The 15,354-nt window shown below is 41.5% G+C and carries 13 protein-coding genes, 1 pseudogene and 1 riboswitch; of the genes and pseudogenes, 7 read left to right on the top strand and 7 right to left on the bottom strand.

All coding sequences use genetic code 11. The features are described from left to right. The first annotated feature begins 243 nt into the window (after positions 1–243). From MN200_RS08550 to MN200_RS08530, 5 genes are all read left to right on the top strand, one after another. Positions 244–1,137 (top strand): LysR substrate-binding domain-containing protein, encoded by an 894-nt coding sequence (locus MN200_RS08550; RefSeq protein ID WP_004979763.1) that lies wholly within the window; start codon positions 244–246, stop codon positions 1,135–1,137. A 144-nt stretch (positions 1,138–1,281) separates the two neighbouring features. After that, positions 1,282–1,385, top strand: a riboswitch (guanidine-I (ykkC/yxkD leader). A gap of 27 nt (positions 1,386–1,412) precedes the next feature. Beyond that, positions 1,413–2,153, top strand: a complete 741-nt coding sequence (locus MN200_RS08545; protein WP_242759174.1) for an urea amidolyase associated protein UAAP1 — start codon at positions 1,413–1,415, stop codon at positions 2,151–2,153. A 17-nt stretch (positions 2,154–2,170) separates the two neighbouring features. Further along, positions 2,171–2,821 (top strand): urea amidolyase associated protein UAAP2, encoded by a 651-nt coding sequence (locus tag MN200_RS08540; protein WP_242759172.1) that lies wholly within the window; start codon positions 2,171–2,173, stop codon positions 2,819–2,821. A 5-nt stretch (positions 2,822–2,826) separates the two neighbouring features. Then, a complete protein-coding gene (gene uca, locus MN200_RS08535; RefSeq protein WP_242759170.1) occupies positions 2,827–6,432 on the top strand; it encodes an urea carboxylase in 3,606 nt (1,201 codons plus the stop codon). Positions 6,433–6,673: 241 nt separating this feature from the next. Then, positions 6,674–7,111 carry a hypothetical protein gene (locus MN200_RS08530; protein WP_224469288.1) on the top strand — a complete coding sequence of 146 codons (438 nt, stop codon included), beginning with the start codon at positions 6,674–6,676 and terminating at the stop codon, positions 7,109–7,111. 63 nt (positions 7,112–7,174) lie between these two features. On the opposite strand, the gene accC is transcribed toward MN200_RS08530, so the two are convergent. From accC to MN200_RS08495, 7 genes and pseudogenes are all read right to left on the bottom strand, one after another. Continuing rightward, entirely contained in the window at positions 7,175–8,536 is a 1,362-nt protein-coding gene (gene accC / locus MN200_RS08525) for an acetyl-CoA carboxylase biotin carboxylase subunit (RefSeq protein ID WP_004979754.1), read from the bottom strand. Between the two features lie 16 nt (positions 8,537–8,552). Next, positions 8,553–8,972: an acetyl-CoA carboxylase biotin carboxyl carrier protein gene (gene accB / locus MN200_RS08520; protein ID WP_004693209.1), complete on the bottom strand. Its 420-nt coding sequence runs from the start codon at positions 8,970–8,972 to the stop codon at positions 8,553–8,555. 16 nt (positions 8,973–8,988) lie between these two features. Then, the gene (aroQ, locus tag MN200_RS08515) at positions 8,989–9,444 is read right to left on the bottom strand and encodes a type II 3-dehydroquinate dehydratase (RefSeq protein ID WP_058869581.1); all 456 of its coding nucleotides are present in this window, start codon (positions 9,442–9,444) and stop codon (positions 8,989–8,991) included. Between the two features lie 1,089 nt (positions 9,445–10,533). After that, a complete protein-coding gene (locus MN200_RS08510) occupies positions 10,534–10,692 on the bottom strand; it encodes an alpha/beta hydrolase (RefSeq protein WP_242760517.1) in 159 nt (52 codons plus the stop codon). Positions 10,693–10,733: 41 nt separating this feature from the next. Continuing rightward, positions 10,734–11,012, bottom strand: a pseudogene (locus MN200_RS08505) (dioxygenase); the annotation flags it as partial. A gap of 145 nt (positions 11,013–11,157) precedes the next feature. Next, positions 11,158–11,448, bottom strand: a complete 291-nt coding sequence (catC, locus tag MN200_RS08500; RefSeq protein WP_130235427.1) for a muconolactone Delta-isomerase — start codon at positions 11,446–11,448, stop codon at positions 11,158–11,160. A gap of 29 nt (positions 11,449–11,477) precedes the next feature. Beyond that, complete coding sequence (locus MN200_RS08495) at positions 11,478–12,587, bottom strand: muconate/chloromuconate family cycloisomerase (protein WP_151836562.1); 1,110 nt, start codon at positions 12,585–12,587, stop codon at positions 11,478–11,480. Positions 12,588–12,702: 115 nt separating this feature from the next. Here MN200_RS08495 and MN200_RS08490 point away from each other — a divergent pair, with 115 nt between their 5' ends. Together MN200_RS08490 and MN200_RS08485 are read left to right on the top strand one after the other, a co-directional pair. After that, a complete protein-coding gene (locus tag MN200_RS08490) occupies positions 12,703–13,617 on the top strand; it encodes a LysR family transcriptional regulator (protein ID WP_183176024.1) in 915 nt (304 codons plus the stop codon). Between the two features lie 280 nt (positions 13,618–13,897). Beyond that, entirely contained in the window at positions 13,898–15,265 is a 1,368-nt protein-coding gene (locus MN200_RS08485) for an MFS transporter (protein ID WP_242759167.1), read from the top strand. Positions 15,266–15,354 lie beyond the last annotated feature (89 nt).

Here is a 15,354-nt window from a genome sequence, read left to right as displayed (position 1 = left end):
GGTTCGATTGATTTGGGCCTTTTTTGTTATGTAAAATACATGCAGATCATGCGACATAAATTTTCAGGGAAAGCATCGATTGTTCAGTACAGCTAAAAGTATAATTAATGTACTTTTATTGCTGAAACGTCTGATATTAGACCTAGATGCTTATAAAAGTAAGTTTTGAGCATTGGATCATCGCTATAATGGGTAGATGATGGATCGTCTACCATCACCATACATATAAGGAACATTTTTTTCGTGTTTGAACTGGACTGTAAATTACTCAGTATCTTTTTTTACGTTTATAAGTTTAAAAGTGTGTCACTGGCGGCTGATCATTTAGAAATGAGTCAACCGACGGTGAGTAACATTCTGAATAAAATTCGCCAACATTATAATGATCCGTTATTTTTACGGATTGGCAATGAAATGGTGCCGACTGAGCTGTCGAAACAGTTATTTCCATTGGTCAGTGAGGCTTTAAACAAGGTTGAAATCATCAATAACTTTACGATTGATTTTGACCAAGCCACTTCACAGCAACAGTTTTCTTTGGCCATGACCGATGTTTCGCATTTGGTGCTGTTGCCGAAAATTTCGCAATACTTAAAAAAACATGCGCCGCATATTCGTCTGAATATCCGTCCAATCACCTCTGAAACCAGTTATCAGATGGCAAACGGCGAGATTGATTTGGCGCTGGGTTTTTTACCTCAACTGGAAAATGGCTTTTATCAACAGCAATTGTTTGAGCAGTATTATGTGGTGATTGCAGCCAAAGACCATCCGCGTTTGACAGGTGACAGTATCAGCACAGCACAGTACTTGGCTGAGTCACATATCGATATTGATGCGGGCATGGGACATTATCATATTGAAAACGAACTGCTCAATTTAGAACTAAAACGTGACATTTTAATGCGTTTACCGAGCTATTTAGGCGTCGGCTTGGTGGTACAAGAAACCGATGCAATTGCGACAGTCCCGTATTATTTAAGTGAAGTGCTGCTTTCACGTGGTAATTTAAAGATCTTCAATGCACCAATTGCCTTCCCAAGTTATGGGGTGAAACAGTATTGGCATATGTCTTGTCATCACAAAACCAGTCATCAGTGGCTGCGTCACATGTTCCATGAAATTTTAATGAAGTAATTCTTAAAATTTGATGCTTTTTAGTGCGCATAGCGAAAATATACGTGCTTGAAATCTAAAGTGCCCATTTATTGCACATAAATAGTATTACGAAGTTTAAAAATCGTAATACTAAATTGGCACAGCCTTTGCATCGTCTAATCTGAAAGAGTGATCTAGGGTTCCGATACATATCTATTTTATGTATGTCTGCGACCGAGAGTTCACGGTTCGAAAGAGCTACACGGAGGGATAAAAGCCCGGGAGGTAAACAGTTACGATTTAGGCAGAGGCGCATGAGCACAATAACTTATCACGACGATAAAGCACTATGGACTGAACTTTTACCGGGTGGGAATCACTGGTCTGGACGTATTCAACGCGGCACAGTCTTACAGTTTAAAGCCTTGGGGGCACAAGCCAACGTTTCTCTTTTCTGTGTCAACAGCGAAGATAAGCTCGAACGTTTTAATATGCCAGATAGCCTAAAGGCACAACATACGGCATTTCTAAGTACAGGGCATGTGTTGTATTCGGACTTAGGTCGGGTTATGGCTTCAATTGTTCATGATGATCATGGTTGGAATGATGCCTTATGTGGTCCGAGTCGCACAGAACAGATCCAAAAACAATTCGGCACTCAAACCTTTCAAGATGCACGAAATGAGATGTATCGGAGTGGACGCGACAGCCTGTTACTTGAAATGACCAAGTTCTCATTAGGTCAAGCCGACCTGTCAGCTACGGTCAACCTATTCTCTAAAGTTCGCCCTGATGATGCAGGCAACTTATCTTATATCGATGTCGATAATACCCATCAAACTATTGAATTGCGTTTTGAGATGGACTGTCTGGTGTTCTTATCTGCCGCGCCACATAGTTTGAGTCAAGCAACAAAGTATCAGCCTGCCGATATTCAAATGCGCTTATTTAAAGCCTCCGCTTTAGCAGTACACGATGTCTGTCGTGATTCATGCCCACAAAACCAACGCGGTTATCAAAACAACGCACGTTATTACGCATTTGATGCTGCTTAAGCCCGAGGAGAATACGCATGACCAGTTTACAAGCATTTGATCTAACCGTTTTAAATGAAGTCTGTCCAGCGGGTGAGGCATGGATGTGTGAAGTCCAGAAAGGGCAATATTTCCGCATTATTGACCTCGAAGGCAACCAAGCAGTCGATACTTTATTGATTTCTGCGAGCAATCCTGAAGAACGTTACAGCGCAACCGATACTCTAGCCATTAACCAGCAGATTTATCTCGAAAAAGGCACAGCTCTATATACCAACTATGGCAACAAAATCGCCACGATCCATGATGATAACTGTGGTCGCCATGACACCTTAGGCGGTGCTTGTTCATGTGAGAGTAACACCGTACGTTATGCACACGACACATTTCCGATGCACAGCTGTCGCAATAACTTTATGACAGCTTTAGCTTTGCACCCAATTGCGAAAAAGCATGGACTGAATGTTCGTCATATTGGGCCGAATATTAACTTCTTTATGAATGTTCCTGTGAGCAGTGATGGGCATCTCAAGTTTGACGATGGAATATCGGCGCCGGGTAAATATGTTGAAATTCAAGCAGAGATGGATCTCATCGTGCTGATTTCTAACTGCCCACAACTGAACAACCCATGTAATGCCTACAACCCGACCAAAATTCAACTGATTGTACGTGACGGCAAGGAGTAATCAGCATGTTTAAAAAAGTTCTCATTGCCAACCGTGGTGCAATTGCCTGCCGAGTAATTCGTACATTAAAGAAGTTAGGCATTCAGTCTGTTGCGGTGTATTCAGAAGCAGATCGTGATTCCTTACATGTGACTTTGGCTGATGAAGCGGTATTTATTGGTGATAGCCCAGCCAGTCAAAGTTATTTAAATATTGAAAAAATTTTACAGGCCGCGAATGAAGCAGGTGCTGAAGCCATTCATCCGGGCTATGGCTTCTTGTCTGAAAATGCTGAATTTTGTGATTTGTGTGAGTCACGGGGCATTGTGTTTCTAGGGCCGAATTCTGCGCAAATGCGTAGTTTTGGCTTAAAGCATACTGCGCGTGAACTTGCCACTCAGGCGAACGTGCCATTGTTACCGGGGAGCCAACTTTTAGCAGACGAAGCGGAAGCACTGATCGAAGCAAAGCGTATCGGTTATCCCTTGATGCTGAAAAGTACCGCAGGTGGTGGTGGTATTGGTATGCGTTTGGTGTGGAATGAAGCAGAGCTTAAAGATGCTTATGCAACGGTATCTTATTTGGCACAAGCGAACTTTAAAGATGCAGGCTTGTATTTAGAAAAGTTTGTGGAACATGCGCGTCATATTGAAGTCCAAATTTTTGGTGATGGCCAAGGTTTGGTTTTGGCTTTGGGAGAGCGGGACTGTTCAGTACAGCGTCGTAACCAGAAAGTAATCGAGGAGACCCCAGCACCGCATTTAAATGATGAACAACGTGCTTATATTCAAGGTGTTGCGATTCAACTGATGCAGTCGGTGAATTACCGCTCGGCAGGTACGGTTGAATTTGTGATGGATACTGACACTCAGAATTTCTATTTCTTAGAGGTGAATACACGGTTGCAAGTTGAACATGGCGTGACCGAGCAAGTATTTGCTGTAGACCTTGTGGAATGGATGGTCACTTTAGGTAGTGGTGACTGGACTGCGCCAACAGAGATGCTTGCACCTAAAGGCCATTCGATCCAAGTCCGTTTATATGCTGAAGATCCAATTAAAAACTTTCAACCCAGTGCTGGCTTACTGACCTATGTCGAGTTTGACCCACAAGCACGCAATGAAACATGGGTAGAAACGGGTTCAAACGTGTCTTCTTTTTATGATCCAATGATTGCCAAAATCATTGTGACTCACGAAAACCGTGAAAGTGCAATTCAGGCCATGAGCGATACTTTGGCAAAAACCTCAGTGGCAGGAATTGAAACCAATCTTGAGTATTTACAAAATATTATTGACTGTGAAGTGTTTAAAGCAGGGACACAGACTACACGTTTCTTGAATACATTCGAGTGGAAAACTCAAAAAATTGAGGTATTACAGTCTGGTATTCAAACGTCAATACAAGACGTCAATGGTCGTTTGGGGTACTGGGATGTTGGAGTGCCACCATCAGGTGCGATTGATCCTTTGTCTTTAAATGTCGCCAATCAACTATTGGGGAATCCATTTAATACCGCAGGGCTCGAATGTACATTACAAGGCCCAACTTTAAAGTTTCACTGTGATAGCCAAATCGTGATTACGGGTGGCGACATGCTTGCGACATTGGATGGTGTCGACGTTGCTATGTGGCAGACCCTTAATGTTAAAAAAGGGCAAATTCTTAAAACAGGTAAAATCACCACAGGTTGTCGCAGTTATATTGGCATTAAAGGCGGGTTCAATGTACCTACCTACTTAGGCTCACAAGCGACTTTTACTTTAGGTCAGTTTGGTGGTCATGCTGGGCGCAATTTACTCATAGGAGATATGTTGCCCATTACGGCTTATAGCTCGGTAGAAACTGTTGCACTCAGTGCAGCACAGGTGCCAAGCTTTAGCCAGACTTGGAACATTGCAGTGATGTATGGACCACATGGTGCGCCTGACTTTTTCACCAAACGAGATATTGAGCGCTTCTTTGAGCAAGACTTTGAAATTCACTTTAACTCAAGTCGTACAGGCATTCGTTTAGTCGGTGAAAAACCTGAATGGGCACGTACCGATGGTGGTGAGGCAGGGCTGCATCCTTCGAATATTCATGATAATGCTTATGCCATTGGCGCGATTGACTTCACTGGAGATATGCCAATTATTTTAGGACCCGATGGTCCAAGCTTGGGCGGTTTCGTTTGCCCAGCGGTGGTGGTTAGCTCAGAACTATGGAAAATTGGTCAGCTTAAAGCGGGCGATAAAGTTAAATTTATCCCAATTTCTTATGATCAAGCACAAGTATTAAATCAAAAATATAGCGCAGCGTTAACCGCAGATACGACTGAAAATGTAGAATTTTCTCCAAGCTTTCATGCTGAAATGGAGACCTTATCAGATGCTGTTTTAGCGACATTAAAAGGTGAGAACGCTAGACCTGATGTGACTTATCGTCCTGCAGGTAATAGCTATCTGTTGGTTGAATATGGAGAGTTGGTTTTAGATCTCAATTTACGCTTCCGTATTCATGCTTTAATGCAATGGGTTAAAGACCAAAGTATCGAAGGGATTATAGACTTAACACCGGGTATTCGTTCGCTGCAAATTCATTTTGATTCATTGGTGCTAGATCAAAAACATTTATTAAGCCTTTTACAGCAAGCAGAAAGTGAATTGCCTGATGTGACAGCAATGGAAGTGCCTTCGCGCACAGTCTATTTGCCTTTGGCTTGGGAGGACTCACAAACTCAGTTGGCGACTGAACGTTATATGCAAACAGTCCGTCCAGATGCGCCGTGGTGTCCTGACAATGTAGAGTTTATTCGTCGTATCAATGGTTTAGACTCAAAGCAAGCAGTGAAGGATATCGTATTCAGCACCAATTATTTGGTGATGGGTTTGGGAGATGTGTATTTGGGTGCACCTGTGGCAACGCCGCTGGACCCACGTCATCGTTTAGTAACTACCAAATATAATCCTGCACGTACATGGACGCCTGAAAATGCAGTCGGCATTGGTGGCGCGTATATGTGTGTCTATGGCATGGAAGGCCCAGGCGGTTATCAGTTTGTTGGGCGTACAACACAAATGTGGAGTCGTTACCGCAAAAATCCAGACTTTGAACAGGATAAGCCATGGCTACTGCGCTTCTTTGATCAAATTAAATTTTACGAAGTGTCTGAAACAGAACTGATGCAAATGCGGGAAGACTTTAAAGCGGGACGCTTAAAGCTTCGTGTAGAAGATGGGATTTTAAACCTAAAAGAATATAATGACTTCCTCATTGAAAATGCGGCATCCATTTCAAGTTTTAAAGCGGTACAGCAAGCGAACTTTGAAGATGAACGCCGTCGTTGGCATGAGGCAGGTTTGGCTGAACATGTTTCTGAAAGTCTAGATACGGTGTTAGATGACAGTGAAATTCAAATTCCTGAAGGTGGTTGTGCAGTAGAGTCGCATATGCCGGGTTCTATTTGGAAAATTGAATGTACCTCTGGAGACATTGTGGAAGAAGGGGCAACTTTGGCCGTGATTGAAGCCATGAAAATTGAAATTCCCATTATTGCACCTGAGCGGATGAAGGTTGAAACCATTACCATTGAAAAAGGGCAAACGGTAAAAACAGGTCAGGTGCTGTTTACACTGGCACCGGTAGCCTAAATTCAAATATCAAGAAATACAAAAAAGACTGCTTAAGCGGTCTTTTTTCGATTCTGAAAGGAGAATTTATCTAGTGCTGACAATAAATCGTTTTGTTAAATCGAGATTGCAACCCATAACAAAAAATAGATTGTTATGAAATGGTTATAAAATGATGTTTTGAATCAAAATATGCTAATTTAGTGAGACGCTTAAAAACATTATGGCTTGTATGAAAAAAACATTACTCGGCATGTTATTCATGTTAACTTCATCAGTGCTTATGGCAAATACGCCAAGTCAGGCTGAGGATACTCAAGCATCAAATCAAAATAATATTCGTGTAACGACTCGCCCTGAAATTGTGGGCTTATGGGGAATGGAAATTCCAAATAATCGTAAATGCGTTGAATACTATAATTTTAAAAGTAATAGTGATGTTGTGATTAAAAGTGGGGAAGAATGGTCCACGGGAATTTATGATTACCAGCCATCTACCGATAAAAATGTACAACTGCCTGCTTTGATTTTACAGGTCAAATTTGACAATAACCAAGTGGATTGTTCTGGGTCACAAGAAGATCAGACTGGTGAAATGTCTCAGTATTTTGTGAAATGGCAAAGTCCATCGACTATTAATTTTTGTGCCAATGATAAAGCACAACAATGCTTTGCAACGCTACGTCGTGTATTGCCTTAATTAATTCTTTTATAAATAAAAAACCGCGATGAATCGCGGTTTTTTATTTAAGGATCAAGACAATTATTTATCTTGATTTCCTTCAATTTGCTTTAATAAATGCTTTTCAAGGTAGTGAATATCCATCGCTTGTTCACAGAATTTTTCATCTTGAAGAATCAAATCTTTATGCAATGGAATATTGGTTTTAATACCGGTCAGAATCATTTCATCAAGTGCTTGGCGCATGCGAGCAAGTGATGTTTTACGATCCTTACCGTGTGCAATCAGCTTTGCAATCATCGAGTCATAGTATGGCGGAATGCTATAGCCTTGATAGATATGTGAATCAAGACGAATACCTGCACCACCTGGCACATAAAAATTCTCAATTTTACCCGGTGAAGGTAAGAAAGTCGTTGGATCTTCAGCATTGATACGACATTCAATCGCATGACCCTTGACTTCAACTTGATCTTGTTCAATTTCAAGACCTAAGCCACCAGCAATGCGGAGCTGTTGCTCAATAATGTCGATACCTGTCACCATTTCAGTTACAGGGTGTTCAACTTGAACACGTGTATTCATCTCAATAAAGAAGAATTCACCATCTTCAAACAAGAACTCGAATGTACCTGCACCGCGGTACTGCATTAATTTACAAGCATTTACGCAAGCTTCTAAAATGTCAGCACGTGCTTGTTCAGGTAAATTTGGCGCTGGCGCTTCTTCTAGCACTTTCTGATGGCGACGCTGTAAAGAGCAGTCTCGGTCATACAGGTGAATCGCGTGGCCATTACCGTCAGCAAGAACTTGAACTTCAACGTGACGAGGTTTTTGTAGGAAACGCTCCATATACACCGTGTCATCGCCAAACCACATTTCAGCATCACGCTGTGCAGCTTGAACGGATTCAAGCAGGGTGTCGACACGTTCTACAATACGCATACCACGACCACCACCACCAGAAGCAGCTTTTACGATCAATGGAAAACCAATTTCTTTAGCTTCAGCCAGCGCATTTTGCGGTGTAACCGCATTTGCAGAACCGGGTACGGTTGGAACACCTGCTTTACGCATTGCGGTAATTGCAGAAACTTTATTACCCATCAAACGAATATGTTCAGGGCGTGGTCCAATAAAAATAAAACCTGAGTTTTCTACAATTTCAGCAAATTCAGCATTTTCTGATAAGAAGCCATAACCTGGGTGAATGGCATCTGCACCTGAAATTTCAGCTGCTGTAATAATGGCAGGAATGTTCAAGTAGCTTTCGCTGCTCGCACCCGGTCCAATACATACTGCTTCGTCTACAAAACGTAGATGCATTAAGTCTTTGTCGGCATCTGAATAGATTCCTACAGTCTTAATCCCTAAAGTTTTGCAGGCACGGGTGATGCGCAGGGCAATTTCACCACGGTTTGCAATTAAAACTTTTTGCAACATTATAAGTCCCCGTCTATTACGCGCGGTAGCGGAATAATGGTTGACCGAATTGGATCACTTCGCCGTTTTTCACTAAAATTTCTTCGACTACACCGCTTTGCGTTGCTTCAATCGGGTTCATGATTTTCATTGCTTCGATAATACCAAGTGTTTCACCTGCAGTGATTGTTTGACCGACTTTAACAAATGGCGCTTCACCTGGGCTCGGAGCCGCGTAGAACACACCAACCATTGGAGACGTTTCTACAGCACCACGTGGTGCTTTAGCCGCTGGAGCTTGAGTAACAGGAGCTGTCATAGCAACAGGAGCACCAGCTGCAACAACTGGATTACGACGAGTCAATGCAATCGATTGATCGCCTTCTTTAACTTCAATCGCTTGTAAGTCAGATTCAATCATCAGGTCGATGAGTTTCTTGATTTTACGAATATCCATGTGACAGTATTCCTAATTATGATTGCGTAGAGGGTTGAATTTTATTGAGAGCGTAATTGAGCGCAGCGCTATAACCTTGAGCACCTAAGCCACAAATAACGCCAACGGCTTTATCTGATAAATATGAATGATGTCTAAATGTTTCGCGCGCATGAACATTTGATAAATGAACTTCAATAAATGGGATGGCTACACCAAGCAAAGCATCACGTAGAGCAACAGAGGTATGCGTGAGTGCAGCAGGGTTAATAATAATAAATTGAACGCCATCCGCTTGAGCTTGATGAATACGGTCGACAATGGCACCTTCCCAATTGCTTTGGAAAGTGTCGAGAGAAATTGAAGCATTTTCAGCTTGTGCAATGAGTTGTAGGTTGATGTCTTTCAGCGTTAGAGAGCCATAGACCTCTGGTTCACGCATTCCTAGCAAATTTAGATTCGGTCCATGAATAACCAAAATGGTCGAACTCATTTATCTTGCTCCAATTATAAGTTGCAATAAATCTTTGCAAGATGGCTGCAAAGTTTGCGTATTATGGCATAAAGTTCTACATTTTTTTTATAGTTTGTTTGAATTGACGTAGATGCTTAGTGCCAAACTTCGGCAATATAATGTAAATTTTGCAAGTAATTGGCAATGTTAAAAGATTACAAATTTTTGGATTATTACTCTTTTTTACATTGTAAGCCAAATTGACCAAAAGCAGCAGATTTGTTTTCGTTTTGTGCCACAGGTACAACTCAAGTCTTGAAACGAGGGCAACTCAGCCTTCTGAGTCGGTAGCTCACTCTGCATCAGATCTAGATCAATTTTTATATGGCTAAACTGTATATCAAAATAAAACTGATGTCTGATATGGTTTGTATCTGGAGATGATCTGATCAATTTATTCTAACTCTTTTGGCTGGCTTGACGAGCATGATCAATTCAGCTTCTAAGCTTTATTGGATCAACATTGAACTGGAAAAATATCACTTTCATCAATTAAAACATTAACTTGTTACATTAGAGTGTAGATGCACGATTTTGTCTGTTGTTAACGTCTATCTAGCTGATGCCATGATCTTTTAGATAAAAACTGAAAAACTTGAACCAGTAAGAGGAAAATTCAGGTTTGTAACGGTGTTTTTCAGCATCCTCTTGGTTGAGAAATTTTGCCGTTAAATAAACAAAAGACTGTAGAAAAATTGCTGATTAGCAGAATGTATTGAAAAAATATCCTCCTATTGCGTCAGGGCTTTTGCTGTGAGAGAAGATTTTATAAAAGAAAAGAATTGGCTATTTTGCTCATTTTAACTGGGTAGATTTGGCTTTACATGATGGGATCTGGTGACTTTAGGATTGGCAATAAGTGAAATTTGGAAGAGATAATTTTGCAATCATAATAATTTCAGTTTGTTTTATATACAACTTTTTAAGTTTTGATGATTTTAAGAGGAAAAATAGAATGAACCAAAGCCAGCATGTTTTTAATGATTCGTTTGATGCCTTCTTACCTCTTTATTTAAATAGATAAAAAAACAGCCCCTGTTGTGCTGTTTTGCGTTCAGATCTAGAGCATTAAGCAATAAAGTCTAAAATGGCCTGATTGAAGGCTTTGGGCTGTTCGATATTTGAAATATGAGAGGCATCGATTTCAAATAGGGCACTACTTCGGATGTGATTCACCATGTACTGTGCATCTGAGACTGTTGTTACGGGGTCTTTACGCCCAGCAATAACAAGTAAAGGTACGTGAATACTTTCGAGTTTTTCACGTAAATCCCTGCTTTGGCATCGGCTTCGTCTGCACGTAAGTCGAGGTAGTGTTCAAGACCAAGACCAGCCGCAAGTAAACCGAGTTCGTTGGCTTGGCCTGCATCCGTAAAGTATTCAAGACCTTTCCAAACTTCAGTTTGGCTCAAATCTAAGTCTTCAATCGCTTGGAATAAGTCACCCAATAGGCGAACCACAATTTGTTGAGTACGTGCGTCTACAGAACCTGTTGCTGTATCCACATTCATTGTTTTGACTAATGCATCAATCTGTTGACGATTCATACTATTGCTCCTTAAGTATGTTTGCTGTGTGGTGGCTAGCTTTATGAATAGGTTGAAAAGCTTAGCTGCCACGTTCCTTGTTAATTTCTTTCACTAGATCATTCATTAGGTTCCAGTGATTAAATTGCATAAAATCTTTTTTCAATTAACGATCATCTTCGCGAATAGAAGAGGGATGTCGGTTTAAAGGCATCACTTCAATATTCATATACGGGTACAGAGGTAAACCTTGCAAAAGGTTGTGTAGCTCTTCATTGCTGTCTACATCAAAAATGCTGATGTTTGAGTACTGACCTGTAATACGCCAAATATGTCGCCATTTGCCTTGAGCTTGTAGCTCTTGCGAATATGCTTTTTCGACTGCTTTAATTTCACTGGCAGTTTCAGCAGGCATATCCAGTGGAATGTTTACATCCATACGTACGTGAAAAAGCATGTGTAACTCCTAAACGGTTAAGACGTCGCTTAAGCGCGGCGTAGCTGATCAATCTTGTTTTCATCCAGTTCAATACCGAGTCCTTTGCCTTGAGGTAAGTGCAAGGCGAAGTCAGTGTATTGAAGTGGGGTTTTTAAAATATCTTGGGTTAACAGCAGTGGGCCGAATAGCTCGGTGCCATAGGCTAAATTTTCAAAGGTCGAGAACAAATGTGCCGAAGCAATCGTGCCGACGGCACCTTCAAGCATGGTTCCACCATACAAATCTATACCGGCTAAGTTGGCAATCTTCGCGACTTCATGACCTTCAATTAGTCCACCAGACTGAGCCACTTTGACTGCAAAAACAGAGGCCGCATTGGTTTTGGCTAAACGGTAGGCTGAGCTTGGTCCCATGAGCGATTCATCCGCCATGATGGCAAGATCAAAACGTCGTGTTAAACGCTGCATCGCATCAATGTTGTCAATCGCACACGGCTGCTCAATCAGGTCAACACCACCATTTTGTAAAAGTTGAATACCCTTAATCGCATCTAGCTCAGACCATGCACGGTTCACATCGACACGGATGGAAATGTCTGAACCCAGTGCTTGTTTAATCGCAAGAACATGCTCAACATCTTCTTCTACACGGCGTGAACCGATTTTAAGTTTGAAAATATTGTGGCGTCTTGCCTCAATCATTTTTCGCCCTTCAGCAATATCTTTTTCAGTGTCACCAGAAGCCAACACCCAAAGTACAGGTAAACTGTCACGTAAGCGGCCGCCTAACACTTCAGAAAGGGGTAAATCTAAACGTTGCGCTTGAATGTCGAGTAGAGCTGTTTGAATTGCACATTTGGCAAAACGGTTACCATTAATATTCTTTTTCAAAGCACGCATGGTTTGTGCGATGTTTTGAGCTTTAAGGGACTTCAATAAAGGTGCAAAATAAGTTTCAATATTGGTCTTAATGCTTTCTGGGCTTTCTTCACCGTAGCCCAGTCCGCCAATTGTTGTCGCTTCACCCCAACCGACAAAGCCATCTTCAGTGCTGATTTTCACCAAGACAAGCGTTTGCGTTTGCATAGTCGCTACCGCCATTTTGTGTGGGCGAATAGTGGGGATTTCGACGAGTAAGGTTTCTATAGATTTATACATCTTAACTCTGCGCAGCCTTGCGTTGTGTACCTGATTTGATATACCTTAAAAGAATAAATATGAACTGTCGAAGATCAAATTAGCATTTTAATATATCTTAAAGGTATAAATAGTCATGGAATTGAGACACCTCCGCTACTATGTAGCTGTTGTAGAAGAGCAGAGTTTTACCAAAGCTGCTGAAAAATTATTCATTGCACAGCCTCCTTTAAGCCGCCAGATACAAAATCTGGAGGCTGAATTGGGGGTGCAATTATTTGAACGTGGTAGCCGTCCACTCAAGACCACGGAAGCAGGACAATTCTTCTATCAACACGCTGTTAAACTTTTGTCTAATGCCGAAGAAGTCAAAGCCATGACACAACGTGTAGGCTTGGTTGAAAAAACGGTGACTATGGGCTTTGTAGGTTCATTGTTATATGGTTTATTGCCTAAAATTGTGTATTTATTTCGCCAACAGCAGCCACATTTAAAAATCGAATTGATCGAAATGAGTACCAAAGACCAAATTCAAGCCTTAAAAGAAGGACGGATTGATGTTGGTTTTGGACGTTTACGCATTTCCGATCCTGCTGTGCGTCGGATTTTACTGCGTGAAGAGCCGTTGATGTTGGCGGCACATTCGAGTCATCCTTTGACGGTGCAAAAACAAGGTGTGTACCTGTCGGACTTGGTCGATCAGAACTTATTTCTTTATCCAAGTCACCCCAAGCCAAACTTTTCTACTCAAGTCCAAGGGCTGTTTTCAGAATATGGACTGGAACCTAAACACTTAAAAGAAGTCCGTGAAATACAATTGGCACTGGGGTTAGTTGCCGCTGGAGAAGGAATTTGTGTGGTTCCTGAAAGTGCACGAACCATTCAACTGCCGCATTTGAACTATATTCCAATCTTAGATGATGCAGCGACTAGCCCCATTTTTCTCGCCATTCGTTCCATGGATGAAAGTGAGGACATTCGTTCATTATTTGATTGTATTTATCAGGTCTATGACCTTGAAGCGATCAAATATGACCGTGCATTTATCTAAACTTTGGGGTTTAAATTTCACGATACTTTTAACGTCTACATTTTAAAACGAGCCATTTTAGCCATCCTTGGGGATGGCTTTTTTTATAGTCATTTTCGCTTGGTTTTGCTTATTTTCTGTCTCTCACTGCAATCATGGCTTATATAAGCTATTTATTTAAAACAATAAAAACCTTAACCGACCTTAAAGGTATAAATATAGAGTTATTCGGTTTTGGACAAGAAAGCTACTTTTGCGGCAATGTGCACAGCAACAAACATTCGCAAGCAGGAGGCTTAAAGTGAATACAAATCCAGTTAACATCAACACGGTGGTCGATGAAGCCAAATTTACGCCCTTTCATTGGAGTGTACTCATTTGGTGTCTACTGATTATTATTTTTGACGGTTATGATTTAGTCATCTATGGCGTGGCGTTGCCACTTTTGATGCAAGAGTGGGGACTCAGTGCAGTACAAGCTGGCTTACTTGCGAGTACAGCCTTGTTTGGCATGATGTTCGGTGCGATGAGTTTTGGTACATTGTCTGACAAATTGGGCCGTAAAAAGACCATTATGATTTGTGTGGCTATTTTTAGTGGCTTCACCTTTCTAGGCGCATTTGCAAGCAATCCTATCGAGTTTGGGATTTTACGTTTTCTTGCGGGACTTGGCATTGGTGGGGTGATGCCAAACGTGGTCGCACTCATGACTGAATATGCTCCGAAGCGTATTCGTAGCACACTCGTGGCGGTTATGTTCAGTGGTTATGCTATTGGTGGCATGACCTCAGCTTTACTGGGTGCATGGTTAGTAACAGACTATGGTTGGAAAATCATGTTCTATATCGCCATCATTCCATTTTTGGCTTTACCGATTCTTTGGAAGTTTTTACCTGAGTCTTTAATGTTCCTGACTAAAAAAGGCGAAACTGAAAAAGTCCGTGAAATTGTGCAAAAAATTGCACCTGAGCAAGCGATTCAGCCTGAAACGACATTTAAGCTCAGCGAACCTGTTGCAGGTGATGATGCTCCATTAAAAGCATTATTCCAACAAGGCCGTACCTTTAGCACCATGATGTTTTGGGTGGCATTCTTTATGTGCTTACTCATGGTCTATGCGCTTGGAAGCTGGTTACCAAAACTAATGATTCAAGCAGGTTATTCGCTTGGTGCAAGTATGATTTTCTTATTTGCTTTAAATATTGGCGGTATGGTTGGAGCGATTGGCGGTGGTGCGCTCGCAGACCGTTTCCACTTAAAACCAGTTTTGACAACCATGTTCACCTTGGGTGCTATTGCGCTGATTCTACTTGGTTTCAACAGTCCACAAATGGTGCTGTACGGTTTAATTGCGATTGCAGGCGCAGCAACCATTGGTTCACAAATTCTACTGTATACCTTTGTCGCACAGTTCTATCCAACTGCTGTGCGCTCTACAGGTATGGGCTGGGCTTCAGGCATAGGACGCATTGGCGCAATTGTTGGACCTGTACTGACAGGTGCATTGTTAACTTTTGAGTTGCCACATCAAATGAATTTTCTCGTGATTGCGATACCTGGGGTGATTGCGGCTTTGGCCGTGTTTATGGTCAACTTAAAAGTATCTGTAGATGGTGAAAAAACCAAATCAAAACAAGTGTTTGATGCAGTTAAATCCACAGCCAATTAAAGAATACCGAACCCATGAGTCTAGTGCATTAGTAGTAGGCTCATTTCAAAAACTGTATGAACTGTTAAAATCAATTTGCTTTTTATAAG

The sequence above is a fragment of the Acinetobacter sp. LUNF3 genome, assembly GCF_022699605.1.
Taxonomy (GTDB): Bacteria; Pseudomonadota; Gammaproteobacteria; order Pseudomonadales; family Moraxellaceae; genus Acinetobacter; species Acinetobacter johnsonii.
Note: the sequence above shows the minus strand (reverse complement) of the source record. Positions and strands in the feature narration are given on the sequence as shown.